Annotated in this window: 19 protein-coding genes and 1 tRNA gene; 12 read left to right on the forward strand and 8 right to left on the reverse strand. The window is 65.1% G+C overall.

Annotation, left to right across the window (positions count from 1 at the left end):
- Positions 1 to 72: 72 nt before the first annotated feature.
- The 3 genes from ABIC17_RS08395 to ald form a co-directional block, all read right to left on the reverse strand.
- A complete protein-coding gene (locus tag ABIC17_RS08395; protein ID WP_354280899.1) occupies positions 73 to 2,583 on the reverse strand; it encodes a putative bifunctional diguanylate cyclase/phosphodiesterase in 2,511 nt (836 codons plus the stop codon).
- A gap of 265 nt (positions 2,584 to 2,848) precedes the next feature.
- A complete protein-coding gene (locus tag ABIC17_RS08400; protein ID WP_354280901.1) occupies positions 2,849 to 4,165 on the reverse strand; it encodes a chymotrypsin family serine protease in 1,317 nt (438 codons plus the stop codon).
- A 41-nt stretch (positions 4,166 to 4,206) separates the two neighbouring features.
- Complete coding sequence (ald, locus tag ABIC17_RS08405; protein ID WP_354280903.1) at positions 4,207 to 5,313, reverse strand: alanine dehydrogenase; 1,107 nt, start codon at positions 5,311 to 5,313, stop codon at positions 4,207 to 4,209.
- Positions 5,314 to 5,444: 131 nt separating this feature from the next.
- On the opposite strand from ald, the gene ABIC17_RS08410 reads away from it, so the two are divergent.
- From ABIC17_RS08410 to trxB, 6 genes are all read left to right on the forward strand, one after another.
- Positions 5,445 to 5,885 (forward strand): Lrp/AsnC family transcriptional regulator, encoded by a 441-nt coding sequence (locus tag ABIC17_RS08410; protein ID WP_354280905.1) that lies wholly within the window; start codon positions 5,445 to 5,447, stop codon positions 5,883 to 5,885.
- Between the two features lie 137 nt (positions 5,886 to 6,022).
- The gene (locus tag ABIC17_RS08415; RefSeq protein ID WP_502958429.1) at positions 6,023 to 7,954 is read left to right on the forward strand and encodes a potassium transporter Kup; all 1,932 of its coding nucleotides are present in this window, start codon (positions 6,023 to 6,025) and stop codon (positions 7,952 to 7,954) included.
- A gap of 2 nt (positions 7,955 to 7,956) precedes the next feature.
- Complete coding sequence (locus ABIC17_RS08420; protein ID WP_354280907.1) at positions 7,957 to 8,472, forward strand: 2'-5' RNA ligase family protein; 516 nt, start codon at positions 7,957 to 7,959, stop codon at positions 8,470 to 8,472.
- Positions 8,473 to 8,531: 59 nt separating this feature from the next.
- A tRNA-Met gene (locus ABIC17_RS08425) sits at positions 8,532 to 8,608 on the forward strand.
- Between the two features lie 71 nt (positions 8,609 to 8,679).
- Complete coding sequence (locus ABIC17_RS08430; protein ID WP_354280909.1) at positions 8,680 to 9,063, forward strand: VOC family protein; 384 nt, start codon at positions 8,680 to 8,682, stop codon at positions 9,061 to 9,063.
- Between the two features lie 106 nt (positions 9,064 to 9,169).
- Entirely contained in the window at positions 9,170 to 10,135 is a 966-nt protein-coding gene (trxB, locus tag ABIC17_RS08435) for a thioredoxin-disulfide reductase (protein WP_354280911.1), read from the forward strand.
- Positions 10,136 to 10,203: 68 nt separating this feature from the next.
- Here the strand turns inward: trxB and ABIC17_RS08440 are convergent, their stop codons facing one another.
- Positions 10,204 to 10,494, reverse strand: a complete 291-nt coding sequence (locus ABIC17_RS08440; protein ID WP_354280913.1) for an acyl carrier protein — start codon at positions 10,492 to 10,494, stop codon at positions 10,204 to 10,206.
- 98 nt (positions 10,495 to 10,592) lie between these two features.
- On the opposite strand from ABIC17_RS08440, the gene ABIC17_RS08445 reads away from it, so the two are divergent.
- The 4 genes from ABIC17_RS08445 (at position 10,593) to asnB (ending at position 16,803) form a co-directional block, all read left to right on the forward strand.
- A complete protein-coding gene (locus ABIC17_RS08445; protein WP_354280915.1) occupies positions 10,593 to 12,095 on the forward strand; it encodes an acyl-CoA ligase (AMP-forming), exosortase A system-associated in 1,503 nt (500 codons plus the stop codon).
- Positions 12,092 to 13,321 carry a pyridoxal-dependent decarboxylase, exosortase A system-associated gene (locus tag ABIC17_RS08450; RefSeq protein ID WP_354280917.1) on the forward strand — a complete coding sequence of 410 codons (1,230 nt, stop codon included), beginning with the start codon at positions 12,092 to 12,094 and terminating at the stop codon, positions 13,319 to 13,321. The genes ABIC17_RS08445 and ABIC17_RS08450 overlap by 4 nt, the downstream gene beginning before the upstream one ends.
- Before the next feature lie 131 nt (positions 13,322 to 13,452).
- Complete coding sequence (locus tag ABIC17_RS08455; RefSeq protein WP_354280919.1) at positions 13,453 to 14,508, forward strand: ExeA family protein; 1,056 nt, start codon at positions 13,453 to 13,455, stop codon at positions 14,506 to 14,508.
- 402 nt (positions 14,509 to 14,910) lie between these two features.
- Positions 14,911 to 16,803, forward strand: a complete 1,893-nt coding sequence (gene asnB / locus ABIC17_RS08460; protein WP_354280920.1) for an asparagine synthase (glutamine-hydrolyzing) — start codon at positions 14,911 to 14,913, stop codon at positions 16,801 to 16,803.
- Positions 16,804 to 16,809: 6 nt separating this feature from the next.
- Here asnB and ABIC17_RS08465 read toward each other — a convergent pair whose 3' ends face one another.
- From ABIC17_RS08465 to ABIC17_RS08480, 4 genes are all read right to left on the reverse strand, one after another.
- A complete protein-coding gene (locus ABIC17_RS08465; protein WP_354280922.1) occupies positions 16,810 to 17,244 on the reverse strand; it encodes an MAPEG family protein in 435 nt (144 codons plus the stop codon).
- Positions 17,245 to 17,315: 71 nt separating this feature from the next.
- Positions 17,316 to 18,224, reverse strand: coding sequence for an alpha/beta hydrolase (locus ABIC17_RS08470; protein WP_354280924.1), 909 nt, complete (start codon positions 18,222 to 18,224; stop codon positions 17,316 to 17,318).
- 117 nt (positions 18,225 to 18,341) lie between these two features.
- On the reverse strand, positions 18,342 to 19,391 hold the full coding sequence (locus ABIC17_RS08475; RefSeq protein WP_354280925.1) for a 1,9-bis(guanidino)-5-aza-nonane synthase: 1,050 nt from the start codon (positions 19,389 to 19,391) through the stop codon (positions 18,342 to 18,344).
- A 111-nt stretch (positions 19,392 to 19,502) separates the two neighbouring features.
- Positions 19,503 to 20,723 (reverse strand): type III PLP-dependent enzyme, encoded by a 1,221-nt coding sequence (locus ABIC17_RS08480; protein ID WP_354280926.1) that lies wholly within the window; start codon positions 20,721 to 20,723, stop codon positions 19,503 to 19,505.
- A 193-nt stretch (positions 20,724 to 20,916) separates the two neighbouring features.
- On the opposite strand from ABIC17_RS08480, the gene ABIC17_RS08485 reads away from it, so the two are divergent.
- Positions 20,917 to 21,831, forward strand: coding sequence for a threonine ammonia-lyase (locus ABIC17_RS08485; RefSeq protein ID WP_354281651.1), 915 nt, complete (start codon positions 20,917 to 20,919; stop codon positions 21,829 to 21,831).
- A complete protein-coding gene (locus ABIC17_RS08490; protein ID WP_354280927.1) occupies positions 21,828 to 21,995 on the forward strand; it encodes a hypothetical protein in 168 nt (55 codons plus the stop codon). The genes ABIC17_RS08485 and ABIC17_RS08490 overlap by 4 nt, the downstream gene beginning before the upstream one ends.
- The last annotated feature ends 108 nt before the right edge of the window (positions 21,996 to 22,103 follow it).

Genomic DNA, 22,103 nt, shown 5'->3' on the forward strand with positions numbered 1-22,103 from the left:
AATATGACAGTATTAATTATTTCAATTATATAAATAGCGATCGCTTACCGTCCGGGTCTGCGTCGCGATGGATTACCGGTTTCCCGGCTGCGCCATTCGCCCCGCGGTGACCGTGCCGATGGCACGCCACGGAAGCGGTCGTCCGAAGCGATACCCCTGAACATAGCGACACCCGAGTTCGAGCAGGATGCGCATCTGCGCCTCATTCTCGACCCCCTCGGCTACGACCGTCTTGCCTAGGCCGTGCGCCAACCCGATGATCGCACGGACGATCTCCTCGGCACTGTCGGACGCGTGTTCCAGGGCCGAGATGAACGAGCGGTCAATCTTGAGCGTATCGACGCGCACTTGCCGCAAATGACTGAGCGATGCGTAACCCGTGCCGAAATCGTCCAGCGCGATACGGACCCCGGCGTCGTGCAGCGCGTGCAGCGTACCGATCACGCCGTCCGCGGCGCGACCGAGCATGACACCCTCGGTCACCTCGATGCACAGCGCGTGTGGCGGCACGCCGAAATGCGCAAGCCGCGCAAGGACGCGCTTGGCGGCGACCGGGCCGGACAGCTGCGCCGACGTGAAATTGACGCACAGGCACGGAATTTCGCTGGCATTGTCGCGCAACAGACCGAGCGCGATGTCGAGGACGTGATCCTGGACGCGCGGGCCGATGCGTTCCTCGACCAGAATGTCCCCGAACTGGCTTGGGATCAGCAGACCGTGCTTCGGATGTTGCCAACGCAGCAGTCCTTCGTAGGCAACGACGCGGTCTTCCTCGAGATCGACGATCGGTTGCAGGAACAGCTCGAATTCCCCGCGCTGCATCGCGGTTTCTGCATCGCTCGCGAAGGTCGTGCTAACCTCGAGCAACGTCCGCAACATCGCGTCGTACCGATGGTGCAGGCTGCGCCCAAGACGTTTTGCCTGATAAAGCGCGAGGTCGGCGTTACGGTACAGCAGGTCCGGCTCGTGTCCGTCGCGCGGGCAGCGGGCGGACCCGATACTCAGCGAAAGCGCCCTGCGGTCATCGACATGGTGCCAGATCGCACCCTGGATCCGGGCCAGTTCGGTCTCGATCCGGGCGGACCGGTCCTCGGCATCGGCCGCGACGATGGCGAATTCATCCCCGCCCAGACGGACCGCGGTGGCGTCGTTCGCACCGGCCAGTTCGGCGAGGCGGTTCGCGATGTGGCACAGCATCGCGTCGCCCGCCGCATGACCGAGCCGATCGTTGACGTCCTTGAGGTGATCGATGTCGATCAGGAAAAGGGTGAAGGGTGCCGCGCGTCCCGTCGTGATCCGCGTCTGGAGTGCCGTCTGAAACGCGGCGCGGTTGCCAAGCCCGGTAAGCGGGTCGGTCAAGGCCGCGTGACGCAGCTTCTCCGCTTCGATCAGCCCCCATTCACGGCTCCGCCGTTCATGGTCGAGTTCGTTGCGCAGCGTGCTGAAGCGATGCGACGTGGCGAGCGACAGGATGACGGCTTCGAACGCCAGAGCGGCGAACATTGCGACGTCGAGCATGTCGCCCTGCGGGAAGATTCCGAAATTGCGCAGGACGCGCAACGCGAAGATCGCGATGACCGGCCCCCAACCGATCACGTAGAACCAGACCACCCGGCTGCCGCGGCGGATCGCATAGCCGATACCGAAGAAGGCCATGATCGCACTCGCCATCACCGCCAGGTTGAGCATGCGATCCATCAGAATCGGCGGAAACAGGACCTCATTGGTCGCGGCCAGCAAGCCAGCGAGGAGACCGGTCAGCGCCAGCCCACGCCCGCTGCGCTGCAACCAGGGGGGCAGCAATTGATCCTCGACCAGCGACAGGAAGAACATGCTTCCCGCGGCGACCAGCAACCCGACCAGGATATAGTCGATCGATACGACGACGGGACCGACAAATCCCGGGATGAGCATCCCGGCAACGTTCGACCAGGCCAGACCATAAGACAGCGCGATCGTGATCCAGGCGAGGTACCAGCGTTGAAACGGGAAACGGCTCCCGCGATCGATCAGCACGTTATAGGTGAACGCAGACAATAGCGTGCCGGCGAACAGGCCCATCAGGATCAGCCATCGATCGCGCGACCTGGCGGCCTCTGCCTCGGTCGCGACCGCAACGGAACGGACGAGCGCGAGATCGTCGAGCTTGTCGAAGCCCAGGTACAGCGCACCAAGGTCCGCGCCATGGTCGCTGAACGAGAAATCGAGAACGCCGCCCGGTGCCCCGACGTCCTGAAGCTCGGCCGAAGTCCGGACGACGCGACGAACCGTCCCGTCACGCCGGACGACGATCACCATCATGCGCTTGAAGCGGGACTGATCGATCAGGAGATGCCATTCGGATCGGATATCGCCCAACCGGGCCGTATCGAGCCTTAGCCACGTCCAGCGCGTACCTGCGGGACGTGCGCCGCGTTGACAGGCATAGGGAAGGTTGGCGACCGAAGCGGTCTTCGGAATTGCGGCCGACTCGACATAGGCGACGCAAGCCGAATGCAACAGCGGGACCTCGGCGTTCGCCGATCCGGTCGCTACCGCAAGCAACCCGAGCAGCGCCAGAATGCGAAGAACGGTAGTGATCACTTCGCCCCCCGTGCGAACAATTCGAACCTGCGCTGCCACGTTGTTATGTGTGATTGATTAACGTGACTTCGGTGCCGCGCGGCGTGCGATGGTAGCCCCTCTACCACTGCACGCCGAGGATGGTCGCGTCTGCGTCGGAAGACAAGCTTTGTTGATCAATGAGATACCTTGCCGATCACCAGCAGTTGAGCAGGCTGTCAGCAGCGGGAGCGGACCTATGCGTGCGGTGGCGCTTCGGTCGGCATGCTGCGCACGACAACAATAGTTAGCGGTTTGGTCCGGCCACACCGGGTGTTTGCGGCAGACGGAGGATGGCCCAGCCCTCCGGGAGATAATCGACGGCCATGTAGAAATAGAAGGCACAGCTCCCGTCACGGCGGTAACTCGCGCCTTTCACGATCCCGAGCGCCGTGGTTCCGGTGAATACCGGGGACCCACTGTCGCCACCCTTGCACGTCGGACCGGCAACCGCGACCCAGGTCGGCAGGCAGGCACCCCCACACAAGTCACCAGCAGGCGCGAAATCAGTGAGTTGGACGACGGCGCAGCTATACCCTGTGCGTTCGCCGCGATGACATACGAAATCCCCCGCGCGCGTGCTGGCGCGACTGCGCGTGCCGGTCACGGTGCGAACGCGGGTCTTGGCGGTATCGGCGAAGAAAGTCGGTTCCAGCCGTTCCGGCGAGGCATTGATCTGGACGTCGCGGTAGCCCCAGCCCCATTGCGCCACGAACGGCAAGGCCACCAGTGTGCCGGTCCGGTCGCGGTAGCTGAGTTCGTCGACGCAATGCGCCGCGGTCGTGATCGCGTCGCGCGTGCCGTCGGTCACGGCAAATCCCGACGTGCAAAGGTATCGCTTGCCATCGCCCGGATCGACGCCCTCGACCCGCGCACCGCCCTCGACCGCAAGATTGACGTCGACATGATCGACCGCACGGACCTGGACCGGAACCCCGGCGATCGCCTCGATCCGTTGGCGGATCACATCGATCCCGTCGCGCGCGTCGAGGCTTCCGATCGTGATGACCAGTTCCCCGGTGCGGGGATCCAGCCCCATTCCGGGGGGGCTGCGCAAGGCGGCGCGGATCGCAGCCTGCCGATTGGTCATTGCCCAGATCACCCGGTCGCGCGTCACGCGTGCGCCGGTACGGAACTGGACCGGCACCGAGAAACTACCGACCACGACACGCTGGTCGGCAACCGGCTCGGTACCGGTAAGGTAAACCTGTATGCGATACGTCGGTCGATGTTCGATCGCTATGCCGGCAAGCCTGTCGCGATAGGCATCGGCGATGGCATCGGTCGTGGTGACGCTGGCTTCCTGCGCGACGAGGCGATTGCGCGCTTCCGCGATCGGCACGGAAAACTGGCGCGCATATTCCTGCGCATCTTCGCTCAGCGCATCGGCGGCGGTCTCGTGCAACGGCGCTGGCTTGGTCGAAGCGACGGGAGGGGGAGTGGCAAGAGGCGCAATCGGCAGGATCTGAACAATCGGCGCCGGTAACGGTGGAGGAATGACTTGCGCCGCTGCGGGTGCCCCCAAGAGGCAGAGCAGGGCTCCGACGAGCTGAACGATACGCACGAATGCATCGTATCAGCTTCGCCGGAGCGGTGCGAGATGTCTTAGCGGGTCCAGGCGTCGAACGGCAGGTCGAGCGCTTCTGCCACTGCTTCGTGCCGGATCTTGCCGCCCGATACGTTGAGGCCGTTGGCGAGATGCGGATCGGCTGCCATTGCCGCTTCCGCGCCAAGCCCTGCCAGCTTGAGCACGAACGGCAGCGTCGCGTTGTTGAGCGCGAACGCCGACGTGCGCGCGACCGCGCCCGGCATGTTGGCGACGCAATAATGGATCACGCCGTCGACCTCGAACACGGGGTCCTCATGCGTGGTCGCGTGACTCGTCTCGAAGCAGCCGCCCTGGTCGATCGCGATATCGACGAGCACCGAGCCGCGCTTCATCGTCTTGAGCATGTCGCGGGTGACGAGCTTGGGTGCCGCCGCGCCGGGGACGAGCACCGCGCCGATCACTAGATGTGCATTCTTCACCGCCGCCGCGATCGCCGCCTTGCTTGCATAGGCGGTCTTGATCTGGCTGCCGAAGAACATATCGAGTTCCGCCAGCCGCGCATTCGAAATGTCGTAGATCGTGACGTCGGCGCGCATGCCGACCGCCATTTGCGCCGCATTGACGCCGGAAACACCGCCGCCGAGAATGGCCACGCGGGCGGGTGCAACGCCCGGAACTCCGCCGAGCAATACGCCGCGACCGCCCTGTTCCTTCTCGAGATAATGCGCGCCGACCTGGATCGACATGCGCCCGGCGACTTCGCTCATCGGCTTGAGCAAGGGGAGCGAGCGGTCATGCGCGGTCACCGTCTCATAGGCGATGCAGGTGGCACCCGACTTCATCAGGCCCTCGGCCTGCGGCTTGTCTGCTGCCAGGTGGAGATAGGTGAACAGCAGGTGGCGGCTTTCCAGCAGCGCGATCTCGCTCGCCTGCGGCTCCTTCACTTTCACGATCATGTCGCTTTGCGCGAACACGCTGGCGGCATCCGGGAGGATCGTCGCGCCGGCCGCGACATAGTCCGCGTCCTCGAAGTCGATCCCGAGGCCGGCACCGGTCTGAACCGCGACGGTATGGCCGGCGGCAACCAGTTCGGCGACCGACGGGGGCGTCAGGCCGACGCGGTATTCGTGGTTCTTGATTTCCTTGGGAACGCCAACGCGCATGTCACTCTCCGTTTTGGTTTGGCGCAGAATACACCAGTCGGGGCGGAATGTGCTTGCAAAGTCGTCCGCCAACCTCTGCGCATTCAGGATGATATTGTGCGGTAAGGCGGATAGGCGCAAAGCGCTCGCAGATGGACAGTATCGACAGCAAGATCATCGCGCAGCTCGGCGCGGACTCGGGTATGACCAGCGAGGACCTCGGCGCGCGGGTCGGGCTTTCGCCATCGGCGGCGCACCGGCGCGTCAAGGCGCTCGAACAGCAAGGGATGATCCTGGGCTATCGAGCCCGCCTGTCGGCGGCGGCGCGCGGCAATCCCTCGACCATGTTCGTCTCGGTAACGCTGACCGACCAGCGGCAGGCGACGATGATGGCGTTCGAACAGGCGCTGGCGCGGACGGCGCAAGTCAGCGAGGCGCATCTGATGAGCGGGGAATCCGATTACCTGCTCAAGGTCCTGGTCCGCGAGGACGACAGCTACGAACGCATCCATCGCGAAGTGCTCTCGGCACTCCCGGGCGTACACCGCCTGATCACGCAATTCACCATCCGCACGCTTGCGACCGAGGCTTGACCCGGATGGCACGCGCGCGTTTGGGACGCGTTGCCCGGGCTTTGGGCGCGTGCTATTGCGCTGCACCATCGAGGCCTTGGCATCATGCGGTCATTCCCGACCTATCTGTTTGAAATCGGCTTGAGATTCAGCACATTGTGAGCACCGTCAACGCATCCGCAACGGACCTGACGACCGTAGGCGACTCCGCCACGATCGAGCCGCAACATCGCAAGAACGGGCTTCTCCGGCTCGCGGTCGGTGCGGTCGGCGTGGTGTTCGGCGATATCGGGACCAGCCCGATCTACGCCTTCCGCGAAACCTTCGCGGGGCACCACCGGCTCGCGGTCGACGCGTTGCACATCATGGGCGTCGTCAGCCTGATCTTCTGGTCGATGATGATCGTCGTGACGTTCAAATATGTCGCGATCCTGATGCGCGCGGACAACAAGGGCGAGGGCGGTAGCCTAGCCCTGCTGGCGCTGGTCAACGGAAAGACGACGACGCGGCGCTGGTCGCGCGGGATCGTCCTGCTGGGCGTATTCGCGACAGCTCTATTCTATGGCGACAGCATGATCACCCCGGCGGTGTCGGTGCTGTCGACGGTCGAGGGGCTCAAGGTCGCAGCTCCGGGGCTGTCGCAATTCGTGCTCCCGATCGCGATGGCGATCGTGATCGGGCTGTTCTCGATCCAGCGCAGCGGGACCGCGCGCGTCAGCCTGTTCTTCGGGCCGGTGATGATGGTCTATTTCGCGGTGATCGCGGCACTGGGGCTGTTGAGCATCATCGAGACGCCGCAGATCCTGTGGGCGCTGTCGCCGCATTATGCGTTCGAGTTCTTCGCATCGGACCCTCTCCCGGCGTTCCTCGCACTGGGGTCGGTCGTGCTCGCCGTGACGGGGGCCGAGGCGCTCTATTCGGATATGGGGCATTTCGGCCGCAATCCGATCCGCGTGTCGTGGCTGTGCGTCGTGCTGCCCGCGCTGATGCTCAATTACATGGGGCAGGGGGCGTTGCTGTCGCGGATCGGGATGCCCGCGCTCGAAAGCCCGTTCTACATGCTCGCGACCGAGCATCTGCGTCTGCCGCTGGTACTGTTGTCGATCGCGGCGGCGGTGATCGCGTCGCAGGCGGTGATCTCGGGCGCGTTCTCGGTGACGCATCAGGCGATCCAGTTGGGATTTATCCCGCGACTTCGGATCGAGCACACCAGTGCCGCGACGGTCGGGCAGATCTATCTCCCGCTGATCAACTGGATCCTCGGCACGATGGTGCTGCTGCTGCTGATCTTCTTCCGTACCTCGTCCAACCTCACTTCGGCGTACGGGATCGCGGTGACGGGGGCGATGCTGATCGATACGTGCCTGCTGACGATCGTGCTGTTCCGCTTGTGGAACTGGTCGAAGTTCCTCGCCATTCCGCTGCTCGGGATCTTCTTCCTGGTCGACGGTGCCTATTTCACCGCCAACCTGACCAAGATTTCCTCGGGCGGGTGGTTCCCGCTGCTCGTCGGGTTCTTCATCTTCGTCGTGCTGACGACCTGGTCGAAGGGGCGGCAGCTGATGATCGACCGGATGCGCGAATCGGCCATGCCGATCAAGGTGTTCATCCAGTCCGCCGCGACGTCGGCCACACGCGTGCCGGGGACCGCGGTGTTCATGACGTCGTCGCCCGAGGGCGTCCCCCACGCGCTGCTGCACAACCTCAAGCACAACAAGGTGCTCCACGAGCGAATCATCCTGCTGACGGTCAAGATCGCGGACGAGCCGTATATCCCGGAAGGGCAGCGCTGCTCGCTCGACGACCTCGGGTCGGGGTTCCACCGGATGATCCTGCGCTACGGCTTCGTTGAGGAGCCTGACGTGCCGCATGCGCTGGCGAACGTGCATCGCTGCGGGGCGGAGTTCCGGATGATCGACACCAGCTTCTTCCTGGCGCGGCAGACCTTGTTGCCGTCGTCGCGGCCGGGGATGATGATCTGGCGCGAGAAGCTGTTCGCCTGGATGCTGCGCAACGCCGAGAGCGCGATGGAATTCTTCCGCTTGCCGACCAATCGCGTGGTCGAACTCGGCAGTCAGCTAGAGATTTGACCTTGGATACTTCCACCCCCGCGCCGATCATTGTGACGGCGCTGTTCGGCCCAGCGGATACCGCGGTCTTCGACGATCTGCGCCGGACGCACTTTCCGCCCGAACGCAACCAGCTCGCGGCGCATCTGACGATGTTCCACCACCTCGCACCGAGCCTGGAGCGCGAGCTGAAGCAACGCCTGACCGCCGAAACGCGCGGTGTGCCCGCGCCCGAGGCCCGAATCGCAGGCGTCATGTCACTCGGCCGCGGCGTGGCGTTCCGAATCGATTGCCCGGAGCTCGAGGAGGTTCGCGCCAACCTGGCGGATGCGTTCGAAACCGTGCTGACGCCACAGGACCGCTCCGGTTGGCGTCCACACGTGACCGTGCAGAACAAGGTCGACCCTGCGGTCGCCAAGGCCCTCAAGGCGTCGCTGGAGGCGGATTTCCGCCCTCGGAGCGCCCGGATCGTGGGTCTGGCGAGCTGGTGGTATCGTGGCGGACCGTGGGAACCGCTGTCGCGTCACATATTTGCGTGAAAAGGCGGTTGACCGCGCGCCGGTCCCGCACCTATAGCGCCGCTTCTTCGATACGGCTTGGCGGAGTAGCTCAGCTGGTTAGAGCACGGGAATCATAATCCTGGGGTCGGGGGTTCAAGTCCCTCCTCCGCTACCAAATCGGTAGCGTCGCCGTATCGAAGTGCTAATCCTGTCGGTCCCAACATACAGTTCCATGGAGCAGGATTCGTGTTCAGTCATATCATGGTCGGATCGAACGACATCGAGGCCTCGCGCACGTTTTACGATGCGACGCTCGCCGCGCTCGGCGGTAGTGCGGGCAAGCTCGATCCGTCGGGACGCCTTTTCTATATGAGCAACGGCGGGCGGTTCATCGTGACCAAGCCGATCGACGGTGCGCCCGCGTGCCACGCCAACGGCGGGACGATCGGGTTCGCAGCCGAATCCCCCGAGGCGGCGGACGCTTGGCATGCCGCCGGGCTCGCAAGCGGTGGTACGGCCTGCGAAAACCCCCCTGGTGTCCGCGAAGGCTCGTTCGGCAATCTCTACCTTGCCTATCTCCGCGATCCGGCCGGCAACAAGCTCTGTGCCATGTACCGGATGCCCGCCTGAGCCCTAGTGCGCCGGGCAAGCTCTTGCTTGACGCGGCGCGCCCCCCATGTTGTCAGCCGGCCCGTCGCGACCCTAGACGCGGCGGGCCGACAGGACGAAAGCCATCATGACCACCTATACCACGCGAATGTTGATCCTCGGTTCGGGGCCCGCCGGGCTGTCCGCCGCCATTTATGGCGCGCGTGCTGGCATGAAGCCGATCCTCGTCCAGGGCATCCAGCCCGGCGGCCAGCTGATGACGACGACCGACGTCGAGAATTATCCGGGCTTCGCAGACGTCATCCAGGGCCCGTGGCTGATGGAGCAGATGCAGAAGCAGGCGGAACACGTCGGCACGCAATTGATGTACGACACGGTCGTCGAGGTCGACCTGTCACGGCGCCCGTTCCGGCTGAGCGGCGACGGCGGGGACGTCTATGAAGGCGACGTGCTCGTCATCGCGACGGGCGCGCAGGCCAAGTGGCTCGGCCTCGACAGCGAGGATGCGCTGAAGGGCAAAGGCGTCAGCGCCTGCGCGACGTGCGACGGGTTCTTCTATCGCGGCAAGAAGGTCGCGGTCATCGGCGGCGGCAATACCGCGGTCGAGGAGGCATTGTACCTCACCAACCATTCGCCCGACGTGACGCTGATCCATCGTCGCGATTCACTGCGTGCGGAACGCATCCTCCAGGAACGCCTGTTCGCGCATAAGGGCGTGACGGTGTTGTGGAACAAGGAAGTCGACAGCTTCGTCGATGGCGGCGGCAATGCCGGTCTCGTCGGGATCGATCTGATCGATACGGTGACGGGCGAGAAGTCACGTCTCGATACCGAGGGCGGCTTCGTCGCGATCGGGCATCATCCCGCAACCGAATTGTTCCGCGGACATCTCGACCTCGATGAGGACCATTATATCTGGACCGAGACCGGCTCCACGCGGACGAGTGTCCCCGGCGTGTTCGCTTGCGGCGACGTGATGGACAAGGTTTACCGCCAGGCCGTGACCGCAGCAGGCACCGGCTGCATGGCCGCGCTCGATGCCGAGCGGTTCCTTGCGGAGATGGAATTCGAGATGGCCGAGGCTGCGGAATAGCCGGCGTCGTCAAGCGCGGCGTTGCCGTCTGGCCGCCGCGCTGGACTTGGGTCTCGATCAGCCCGGCATCATCGTGGCGCGTGTGCTGCCGCGAAGCGAACAAGCGCGCCGAAGCTTTCGAGCATCTCCCCATCGACTTCGTCATCCTCGATCAGGATGCCGAGGCGTTCCTCGATCTCGGTCAGCAACCCGGCGACTGCCATCGAGTCGAGCTCTGGAAGTGCGCCGAACAACGGTGTCTCTTCGTGGAAGCCGGCGACCCTTTCCTCGCTCAGCCCGAGCACGTCGCGAAGGCACGCGCGGATGGTGGTGTCGATCTCGGCGTAATGGTCAGGCAGCACTGAAAGCCCCGGTTTCATCTGATGATGGACGGGTGCGATAGAGAATGCACGGCGCGCTGCCAAGGGCGGCCACGCGCAACCCCTTCACACCCGGGCGAAGCGCGGTATCAGGAACCATGATCCCGCCCGATCCCACGCCCTTTCCGATCGATACCGTCCTGTCGCGCGGCGCGGCGTCCGACGTCGCGCTGATCGATCAGCACGGGTCGCTCGACTTTGCCGGTCTCGAACGGATGACCGGGGCGGTTGCCGGTTGGCTGGCGGGGTTGGGACTGGTGCCAGGAGCGCGGGTTGCAAGCTGGCTGCCCAAGACACGGATCGCGTGCGTTCTGCCGCTTGCGGCGCCGCGGGCGGGACTAGTGCACGTACCGATCAACCCGATGCTCAAGCGCGCGCAGGTGGCGCATATCGTTTCGGACAGTGGCGCGGAACTGCTGGTGACGCAGGCAGCGCGCCGGGATACGCTGGCAGTCGGCGATATCCCAGAGGGATGCGCGATACATCTCGAAACGGATGTTCGGCTCGACGCTACCGTTCTTCCTCCCTCTGCCGCGAATACGGATGCCCTGGCGGCGATCCTGTACACGTCGGGATCGACCGGCCGCCCCAAGGGCGTGATGCTCAGCCATGCGAACCTCTGGCTCGGCGCGATCAGCGTAGCGGCGTATCTCGACCTGAAGCCGCAGGACCGGGTGCTCGGCGTATTGCCGCTCAGCTTCGATTACGGGCAAAACCAGCTGTTCTCGACCTGGGCAGCGGGTGCGCGTTATGCCCCGCTCGATTATCTCACTGCGCGCGACGTGGTGAAGGCGGTCGACCGGGTCGGTGCGACGACGCTCGCGGGCGTTCCGCCCTTATGGGTCCAACTGCTTGAGACAAACTGGCCAGACGCGACAGCAAGCTGCTTGAAACGTTTGACGAATTCTGGCGGGGCATTGACCGCCCCGCTGATTGCCGGGCTTCGGGATCGGTTTCCGCAGGCTCGCATCTATCCGATGTACGGGCTGACCGAGGCGTTTCGCTCGACCTATCTCCCGCCCGAACTTGTTGCGGAACACCCGGACTCGATCGGCCGCGCGATCCCGTTCGCGGAAGTGCTGGTGGTGAGGCCGGACGGGTCACCCGCTGACATCGACGAACCCGGCGAACTGGTCCACGCCGGACCGCTGGTGGCGCACGGATATTGGAACGACCCCGAGCGTACGGCGCAACGCTTTCGCCCGGCACCGGAATGGGCGGCTGGCACGGGGATGGCGGTGTGGTCGGGCGACACCGTGGTTGCCGATGCGGCCGGACTGCTGCGGTTTGTCGGCCGGGACGACGAGATGATCAAGAGCGCGGGAAACCGCATCAGCCCGACCGAGATCGAGGACGCCGTCGTTGCGGGCGGCGAAACCGTCGAAGCGGTCGCGATCGGCGTGCCCGATCCGCGCCTCGGCCAGGCGATCGTCGTCGTCGCTCGCGGTGACGGAGCCCGTGAGGACGACCTGCGTGCGCGATTACGGCGGGAACTGCCGAGCTTCCAGCAACCGCAGCGCTATGTCTGGCGCGTCGAACTGCCACGCAACGCTAACGGCAAGCTCGATCGCGCCACCTTGAAAGCGGAGATGACTGCATGAAGCCGATGGGCTCCATTCCTGCGGACTTCGGTGCAGGTCCGTCACTGCGCATTGCAGGGGAAACGGCCGAAACGTGGGTGGCACGTGCCGGTGACACGCCGGTGTTCGTGTATGACCTGAGCATCGTTGCCGCACGGATCGCCCGCTTCCGCGCAGCGATGCCGCCCGGGATCGATTTGCATTATGCGATCAAGGCGAACCCGTTCGCGCCCTTGTTGGCGGCGATGGCGCCACTGGTCGACGGTTTCGATATCGCCTCGATTGGCGAGCTGGCGATGGCCCTGCCGCACAAGCCGGCCCCCACGATCAGTTTCGCCGGCCCCGGCAAACGCGACGACGCGCTCGCAGCCGCGATCTCCGCCGGGATAACGATCAACATCGAATCGGCTGGCGAGGTCACGCGCGCGCTCGACATCGCCGAGCGTGCGGGGGTGACGCCGCGGCTCGCGATCCGGGTGAACCCCGATATCGAATTGCGGGGCTCCGGGATGCGGATGGGGGGCCGTGCCTCGCCGTTCGGGATCGATGTCGACGCTGCGGCGGCAGTTGCGAAGACGGTCGTTGCCGCCGGGGCGGACTGGCGCGGATGGCATATCTTCGCGGGATCGCAGGCGCTGGATGCGAGTGCGATCATCGAGACCCAGGCCGCCACACTCGAACTGGCGGATCGCCTGAGCGATACCGTCGGCGTGCAGCCACCGCTGGTCAATCTGGGGGGCGGGTTCGGCATCCCCTATTTCCCGGGCGAGCAGCCAATCGATATCGAGGCGATCGGCGCGGCGCTCGGTGATCGGCTCAGCGAGCGAGACCGCAGCGGCACACGCCACGCGATCGAACTGGGCCGTTGGCTGGTCGGTGAGGCGGGGGTGTATCTGACCCGGATCGTCGATCGCAAGCAGAGCCGCGGGGAAACGTTCCTTGTGGTCGACGGGGGCCTGCATCACCAGCTCGCCGCCACCGGCAATCTCGGAACGGTGGTCCGCCGGAATTATCCGGTGTCGATCGCTACGGGGGCGGGGGGCGATACCGAGACCGTCAGCATCGTCGGGCCATTGTGCACCCCGCTCGATCGGCTGGCGGACCGGGTTTCGCTCCCAGTCACACAGGTAGGGGATCTGGTCGCGGTCTTCATGGCGGGAGCGTACGGACTGACCGCCAGCCCGACCGCGTTTCTTGGTCATCCCCTCGCTCGTGAGCTGCTCGCCGGTGTGGACACGGTGCGCTGACGCCTGCGCCCCCGGCGGTTCAGGCGATCACCAGAGGCACCGCCCGCGGTACAGTTTTCTTCGTTCAACGCCGGATGCAGTATCCTTTCCGAAACGATCGGGCGCGTACGGGGGGCGGCGAGGACGATGACATGTACCACGATCATTATGGCCTGACCGGACGACCGTTTCAGCTGACCCCCGACCCGCAGTTCTGGTTCGAAACCGCGACGCAGCGCAAGGCGATGGCGTACCTCGGCTACGGTCTGTCGCAGGGGGAGGGCTTCATCGTCATCACCGGCGAGATCGGCGCGGGCAAGACGACGCTGGCGGGACATCTGACCGCGACGATCGCCCCGTCGCGTTTGCACGTCATCACGATCGTTTCCACCCAGATCGAGGCGGAAGACCTGTTGCGGATGGTCGCCGCCGGGCTCGACGTTAATGATACGGGACTGACCAAGGCGCAACTGCTCGCGCAGATCGAGCAAGGGTTGCGGGCGATCGTTCGTGGCGGACGGCGCACGCTGCTGATCGTGGACGAGGCGCAGGCTTTGCCGATCACGAGCCTGGAGGAACTGCGGATGCTCTCCAACTTCCAGATCGCTGCGCAACCCTTGCTGCAGATCTTCCTGCTCGGGCAGCCGGCGTTCCGGGAGCGTCTGTACGGGTCGGATCGGCTCGAGCAATTGCGCCAGCGCGTGATTGCGGTGCATCATCTCGACCCGATGGGATCCGAGGAAGTCGAACCCTATGTCCGCCACCGGCTCGCGGTGGTCGGGGCGACGGATCGCCCGCGCTTCACTCACGATGCCTTCACTGCGCTGTACGCGGCGTCGGAGGGCGTTCCGCGGCGGTTGAATCAGCTTGCAGGCCGCGTGCTGCTGTTGGGCGCGTTGGAGCAGTTGGCGACGATCGATGCCGAGGCGGTCCGGTCGGTGTCCGCCGACATTGCGGGTGATCTGCCGGGCTCCAGACTGATTACGCCGCGCATTCGCCCACGCCCGAAGGCGGGCAACGACCCAGAAGCTGCCCCGCCTCTCGCCGAGCCGCAGGGCGATCCGCCGTCCGACGCGATGGAGCGGCGCATCGCGGTCCTGGAGGCGCGGATTGCAGAACAGGACGTTGCGTTGCGTCGGGTACTGACCCTGCTGGTCGACTGGGCCGAAGCCGGAACCGGCCCGGCATTTTTTGCCACCAAGGGGTAATGCCCCCGCCGCCGTCGCCGCCGCCGTCGCCGTCGCCGTCGCCGTCGCCGTCGCCGTCGTCGTATTATCCTTGCGCAGATATCACGCTGTTCAAGCGGTATGCAGCTGCAACCGCCAATAAGCGCGAACGCAGCGGGCACGGGGACAAAGCGATATGGGGAGGCGGCACGTGGCACACTGCACGAGCAGGCTAGCCGTATCGGGATCGGTGCTTTGCCACGCAGGACGGGCGGATCGTCTCTTCGGATGGTTGGACGCGGGCGGATCGAACGCGACATCGTGACATGGTACCGCGTTGATGACACGGAGACGCATGCGGAAAGTAGTGACGGTGGAAACGCATAGGGCTCGGCGACCGGGGCAAACACAGCGCGCGGTCGCGGTTGCGGGCGTGACCCGCTGATGGGCGGCATTGCAGGGTTATATTATCCGTCGATGCCCAAGCCGGTCGACCCCGCCCGAGTCCGGGCGATGGCGGACGCGCAGGCGCATCGTGGGCCGGACGGTGCCGGCGTATGGACCGCGCCGGGTGTCGGGCTGGGCCATCGGCGGCTGTCGATCATCGACGTGGAAGGCTCCCCGCAGCCGATGACCAGCGCCGACGGCGCGTTGACGGTTACGTACGACGGTGAGATCTATAATTTCGTCGCGTTGCGCGCCGAACTGGAGGCGCACGGTGCCGTTTTCCAGACCTCGGGCGATACCGAGGTGCTGCTGCAGGCGTGGGACGTATGGGGCCCGGCGATGCTGCCGCGGCTGAACGGGATGTTCGCCGTCGCGATCCACGATGCGCGGCGGCAATGCCTGTTCCTCGCGCGCGACCGGCTCGGCGTGAAGCCGCTGCATTACACTACGCTCGCGGACGGTGCGCTGGCGTTTTCGTCCGAACTCAAGGGGTTACTGGCGCATCCTTTGTTGCGACGCGAACCGGAGATCCGTGCGGTCGAGGATTACCTGGCGTACGGATACGTCCCCGACGATACATGTCTCGTCGCGGGCGTCTGCAAGCTGCCCGCGGGCCATGCGATGCTGGTCGAACGCGGGCGAACCGTGCCGTTGCCGCAACGCTGGTGGAACGTAGACTTTTCTATGCGTGCGACGGGCAGCGTGCGCGATCTTGCCGCGGAGTTGCAGGCCCTTCTGCGCGATGCGGTCACGACGCGGATGGCCGCGGACGTTCCGCTTGGCGCGTTCCTGTCGGGGGGCGTCGACAGTTCGGCGGTGGTCGCGCTGATGTCGGAAGCGTCGCGCGGGGCCGTCCGGACATGCACGATCGGGTTTGAGGACGCCGGTCCCGACGCACGTCGTCCTGCTGCAGAAGTTTCGCAACGGTTCGCAACGGCGCATCGCGAACGCACGGTTACACCGGATAATTACGCGCTAATCGAGACACTTGTCGAAGCCTTTGACGAGCCGTTCGCCGATGCGTCCGCACTTGCGGCCTACCGCCTTTGCGAGCTCGCGCGCGAGGACATGACGGTCGCATTGTCGGGCGATGGCGCGGATGCGGCTTTCGCGGGTTACGGGCGCTACAAGGTCCAGGTGGCGGAAGAGCGCGTCCGCGGGTTGCTGTCGCCGGACCTGCGACGCAACCTATTCGGGGCGCTGGGACGGCATTACCCCGAGCCCGACTGGACGCCGCGGCCGCTGCGCGCGAAGACGATGTTGCTGGCGCTCGCCGACGATGGAGCGGAGGCATATGCCCGCTCGGTCGGGGTCACGACACCTGCTCTACGCGCTGCGCTGTTCACCGCCGCTGCAAGGCGCGCGCTGTCGGGCCACCGGGCGGAGGATCGCTACGTCACGACGATGCGCGATGCCCCCGCGCGCGATGCGCTGGACCGTGCGCAATATGCCGATCTCCAGCACTGGTTGCCCGGCAACGTCCTGACCAGGACGGACCGCACCAGCATGGCGGTCGGATTGGAAACGCGCGCACCGTTGCTCGATCACCGGCTGGTCAAGTTCGCCGCAAGGCTCCCGGCGGGGATGCGGCTGCGCGGAGGGCAGGGCAAGTGGCTGATGAAGAAGGCGCTCGAGCGCTATCTGCCCAAGGACGTGCTGTATCGGCCCGAAATGGCGCGCGCGACCCCAATCAGCGCGTGGTTCCGAGGTCCACTTGCCGACGAGGCGGCGGCGCTGTCACGGTCCCGCGTTCTCGTCGGATCCGGGTGGTTCGATCCCGCGACGATCGCGCGGATCGCGGCGGATCACCGTAATGGCGTCGCCGAGCATGGGCGAACCTTGTGGCAGCTCGTCATGCTCGAACGTGCGATGGCGCGGCTGTTCGGGTAACCGCGATCAGTGGTAGGCGAACACCGCCATCGCCGCATGCAACGTCAGCGCCACCAGCGCCAGCGACGCGCTGAGGAACAGCGCGAACCGCACCGACACCTTGTTGACCGTCGCCTGCCACACGCTGTGCGCGATCCTGAGCAGCACATACGCCCATGCAATCCAGGCGTTGGCGCCATCCCCGGTGCCGGTCAGCGCGATCACGCCGCAAACCGCATAGAACAGCGTAGGTTGTTCCATCAGGTGATTGTAATTGTGCGCTTTCCATTGAACTTGCGGTGGGAGTCGTCCGTCCGCATCCGCGGCCTTGGTGCCGACCAGCGTCGTGATATCGACCCCTGATGCCTTCATCGCGGGAAGCCGTGTGACCACCATCCACACCAGCATCACCAGCGTCCAGGCGATCAGCACCACTACGGGTTTCAGAATTTCACTATGCATCGATCACGCCCCCCTCCGTTTGTGCAGCCATGCTGCCGGATCGGGCGTGGGGGATCAACTGATGTCGTGGATCAGCGCCGCCCCATGACTTCACCGATCCAGCGGTCATATTGGTCGGGCCAGAGTGACCCGCTTTCGGTGGTCGGCAACCGCGCGCCGAACCCGTGCCCACCACGCAGCAGAAAGTGCGCCTCGACCGGGATTCGCGCAGCGCGTGCGCCGGCGAACAGGTCCATGGCATTGGTAAAAGGCACTGTCGGGTCGTCCTGCGCATGGACGATGTACATGGGCGGCGTCTCGCGCGTGATGTTGCGGTCGCAGGCGTAGCGGCGTTCCATCGCTGGATCAGGGGTGGGACCGAGCAGGTTGGCGCGTGACCCGCCGTGGCTGCGACCCTGATCCATGTTCGACACCGCGTACATCAGCCCACCGAAATCGGGGCGGGCGGATTGCGCGTCGGCGGCGTCGATCCGGCGATAGACCGGCGCTTCATATTGCGTGAGAAGCGACGCGGCGAGATGCCCGCCCGCCGAGAAGCCGAGCACGCCGATCCTGCGTGGATCGATCCCGTAGCGCTCGGCACCGTGGCGGATCAGGCGGATCGCGCGTTGCGCATCCATCAGCGGCGTGTTGGCGCGATCGACCCAGCCTTCGCCGGGCAGCCGATAATTGAGCACGAACCCGGTGATCCCGCGCGCCGCCAGGACTAGCGCGACGTCGAGCCCTTCCTTGCGGATCGAGGTGAAGCTGTAGCCCCCGCCGGGCATGATCAAAACCGCGCGCCCATCGGGGCGACGTGGCCGGATCACGCCGACGTCGGGGCGTGTCACGCCACGCAGCCAAAGGTCGTGATATTCGCCGGTCCGCCCGGTGATTTCGGATCGGGGCAGGGGCTCGGGGTTTCGCGCGCCGGGCGCTGCACCCGGCCAGAGTGGGAAATTCTCGCGCGGCGGCCAGCTTGGCGTTGCGGACAGCGACAATGCCCCGGGTTGGAAAGCCCTCGGGCCCTGGGCAGCGGCCGCAGCGGGAGCTGCGGCCGCACCTATGGAAAGCGCCAGAACCTTGCGTCGGTTATGCATGTCGGGCGCTTGACCCGATCAATCGAAGCTTGCGCCCCAGCGACGCTTGACGCGGTCCTTCCACAGACCACGATGATAGGCGTCCGATGCCAGCAGCGGCATGACCGACCCGGCTTCGGCGAACACCATCTGCTCGATCGCAGTGTTGACCTTGCCCCACGATGCCGCCTCCTGCAGCGTCGAGGACGAGCACGCGCCATCGCGCACGTCGGCGACGGTGATCTGAACCGCGTACTTGTGGACCTGAACGTCGTCATGCCCGAGAATCTCGGCGCAGACGACCGTGTCCTGGATGAAGTTCTTGGGCACGCCGCCGCCGATCATCAGCAGGCCGGTGACACCCGCCTTGATCTTGATCTCGGTGAGCTCACGGAAATCGGCAATCGCGTCGAGCACCATGTAGGGCTTGCCCGCCTTCACCGAATCGACCTGATGCTTGACGAGGCCGAAGCCTGCCGAGCTGTCGACGAACGCCGGGCAGAAGATCGGCACGTCATGCTCATAGGCGAGCTTGACGAGGCTGTTGTACTTCTTGCCGTGCTCGACGAGATACTTGCCCATTTCGCGGATGAACTCACGGCTCGAATAAGGCCGCGGCTCGAGCGTCTCAGCGATCTCGAAAATCGTGTGGTCGACGTGCTGGAGCTGTTCCTCGTCGATATACGTGTCGTAGATCCGGTCGATCAGCAGCGAGCGCAGCGTGTCGTCGTCCGGCACTTCGAGCGCCTGGTAATGCTTGTGGCCGAGGCCCTCGAAGAAATCCATGTCGACGATCGACGCGCCCGTCGCGACGATGCCGTCGATCATGTTGTTGCGCAGCAGCTCGGCATAGAGATCCATGCAACCGCCGGCCGAGGTCGAGCCCGCGATGACGAGGAAGATCGAGCAATCCTTGTCCGCCAGCATCTGGTTGTAGATGTCGGTCGCGCGACCGAGGTCGCGGCTGGTAAAGCTCATCTTCTTCATCGCGTCGACGATCGGGCGCGCGTCGAACTTGGTGATGTCGATATGCTCGACGGTGGTCGAGAGCAGCTCGGCCTTGCGGTTGGTGTTGAGGACTTCGGTCATGGGATAATACCCTTTTCAACAGCCGCCGTCGTTGAGGGGACGCGGAAACCCGGGAAGAGGCGGCGCATCGCTGCACCGCCCCTCCGATTCGTGAGTGTTATGGAACGCCTGTTACAGCGTGACGACGTTGGACGCGACGTCCGGCATGGCTTCATCGTACAGCGACACCATCGGCTCGTCGGAGACGATCACCGTCTCGTCCGAACCAAAGCCATTGAACGCGGTCCGCATCGCCGAGCCGTAGGCACCGAGCATCCCGATTTCGAGATAGTCGCCAGCCTGCACGTCCGCGGGCAGATAGAACGGCCCCGCCATATGGTCCATGTCGTCGCAGGTCGGCCCGTAGAAGCTGAACGCCATGTCCTTCGAACGGCTCTCCGGCTCGCGCAACAGCTCGACCGGGAAACGCCAGCCAATGTGTGCTGCATCGAACAACGCGCCGTAAGCCCCGTCATTGATGTACAATTCATCGCCGCGGCGCTTTTCGACGCGCACCACGATCGAGCTGTACTCGGCGCACAGCGCCCGACCGGGCTCGGCCCACAGTTCCGCCGAATAGCTGACCGGCAGCGATTCGAACGCACGGTGGATCGTCTCGAAGAAACGCTCGAGCGGAGGAGGCTCCATCCCCGGGTAGGAGGACGGGAAACCGCCGCCGACATCGATCACGTCGACCGTGACCGCCGCATCGACGATCGCCGCACGGACTCGCTCCAGCGCGTTGGCATAAGCTTCGGGCGTCATTGCCTGGCTGCCGACGTGGAAGCAGATGCCAAGCGCATCCGCGGCCTGACGAGCCCGGAACAACAGTTCCTTGGTCTCGCCGGGAGCGGCACCGAACTTCGATGCAAGGCTCAGCTTCGAATGCTCCGAAGACACGCGCAACCGGACGCAAAGCGTCAGGTCGGTCGCCTGATCGGTCGCCGCCATGATCTTGTCCAGCTCCTCGATCGAATCGAGCGAGAAGGTGCGGACACCATAATCGAAGTAAGCGCTACGGATCGCTTCGGGAGCCTTGACCGGGTGCATGAAGCACAGGGTCGCGCCCGGAATCGTCGTCGCGACGAGCCGGACTTCGGCGATCGAGGCCACGTCGTAATGCGTGATCCCGGCATCCCAAAGGATTTTGAGCAACTCAGGAGCCGGATTCGCCTTGACCGCATACATCGAGCGACCCGGGAACTTCTCGACGAAGAACCTGGCCGCACGCGCTGCCGCGTGAGGACGAACCAGCGTAACCGGCTGAACCGGCCGCTGCTGAGCGATGTCGATACCCGAAACCGAGTTCGAAGGGGTCTTCGCTAACCCCAGCGCGCGATGATGCTTGTGCAACTCAAGGGACCTCCAAGTGGCTTGCGCCGAACGGTGAAAAAAGCTGCCTTGCGGTTGGAAGTCCCATGGGGCAGCGGATGGGCGAGATACGGTCGCGCTTTTGCAATGTAAAGCGGTTTTGGACCCGCGGAGACAATCAGTGACAATTTTAAGACAGCCTACGCGGGCAGGGGTCCGCGATGCCGCAGCGAAGATTGCCGCGGTGGTTCCTATAACGCCGGTGTTTATCAAAGAGATCCAAGGGGTTGCCGTCGCCTTCAAGGCGGAATGCGTGCAGCCGATGGGCGCGTTCAAGCTGCGCGGAGCGTGGCACAGGCTCACCGCGATCGACCCTGCGCTCAGGGGAAAGGGCGTGGTTGCCTTCTCGTCGGGCAATCATGCGCAGGGTGTCGCATGGGCGGCCAGGCGGCTCGGAATGCCAGCGACCATCGTCATGCCGTCGGACGCGCCGAAATCGAAACGCGACGGAACGTTGGCGCTGGGGGCGGAAATCGTCAGCTATGACCGCGCGACCGAAAGCCGAGAGGAGATCGCCGCCCGGCTTGCCGAAGCGCGCGGCGCGGTGCTGGTGCCGAGCTTCGACGATCCCTGGGTGATCGAGGGGCAGGGCAGCGCTGGGGTCGAGGCCGCCGCGCAATTGACGGCACTCGGGCTCGGTGAGGTCACGCAGGTGGTGGTGCCTTGCGGGGGCGGCGGTCTTGCTGCGGGGCTCGCGCTGGCGCTGCCGGGCGTGCGCATGACGGTCGTCGAGCCGGTCGGGTGGGACGACATGCGACGGTCGCTGGCGGCTGGACGGATCGAACCGGTCGGGGAGTCGCCGCCGTCGACCGCATGCGATTCGCTTCAGACGCAGCGTGTGTCGGCGTTGACCTTCGATGTCCTGATGCGGTGCCGCGCCACGGGCGTCGCGGTGAGCGAGGCGGAAACCCGCGCCGCACAACGCTGGGCGGCGGAGACGCTGCGGCTGGTGGTCGAGCCCGGCGGGGCCGTTGCGCTGGCGGCGATCCTGGCGGGGAAGGTCGCCCCGGTTCCGGGAATGCTGGTGCTGCTGTCGGGCGGTAACGTCGACCGCGCGGCTTATGCCGCCGTGCTGGCAGATGCGGCGTGAGCGGGATCGAATCGATAGCCCCCGCGATCGCGATGCTTGCGGCGTTTGCGTGCCTGATCGGAGGCGCGGCGATGATCTGGCGGCGGAGCGACGTGCGCAAGGGTGTGTTGCTGCTGGTGATGGCGTTGGTGCTGGTGGGGAACGTCGCGATCTGGACGCTGTAGGGGCGGGGCGGACAAGCCGCCAGACTTGATTGGTGCTTCCCCGGCGAAGGCCGGGGCCCAGGAGGACAGGTCGCCGTGGCGAGCGCAGTCCGTGATTACGTTGGCAGC

It is taken from the genome of Sphingomonas sp. PvP056 (assembly GCF_040549155.1).
In the GTDB taxonomy this organism is placed as follows: domain Bacteria; phylum Pseudomonadota; class Alphaproteobacteria; order Sphingomonadales; family Sphingomonadaceae; genus Sphingomonas.